Annotated in this window: 1 protein-coding gene; it reads left to right on the forward strand. The window is 61.5% G+C overall.

Annotated elements, in window-relative coordinates; translation table 11 throughout:
• Positions 1-141 precede the first annotated feature (141 nt).
• The coding region (locus SB753_RS35010; RefSeq protein ID WP_410804630.1) for a recombinase family protein at positions 142-410 on the forward strand (269 nt) is incomplete at its 3' end.

The raw sequence follows: 410 nt of genomic DNA on the forward strand, positions 1-410 counted from the left end.
GGCTGGCGATCCAACGCCCGGACGCTTCGCGCATTGAGGCTCCCACTCCAACCGTGCCTGCTTCCAACTCAGTGCGGGATAACGGCGCGCTTGTTCGCGTGCTCGCCAACCTCGTACTGCGCACCCACGAGGAGCTTGCCCATGTCTACTAACTCCGCTCAGAAGGTCACCGCTGAACATCTGCGGCGTGATGCGTTCCTCTACGTTCGACAGTCGTCGCTTCGGCAGGTGTTCGAGAACACCGAGAGTACGAAGCGGCAATATGCGCTGCGCGATCGCGCCGTTTCGCTCGGATGGCCGATTGAACGTATTCACGTCGTCGATAACGATCTTGGCATGTCCGGCTCCAGCGCCCAGGAGCGAGATGGCTTTCAGCACCTGGTCGCCGAGGTCGCGAATGGTCATGCCGG

Origin of the sequence: Paraburkholderia sp. SIMBA_053, from assembly GCF_046534895.1 — a bacterium.
Taxonomy (GTDB): Bacteria; Pseudomonadota; Gammaproteobacteria; order Burkholderiales; family Burkholderiaceae; genus Paraburkholderia; species Paraburkholderia caledonica.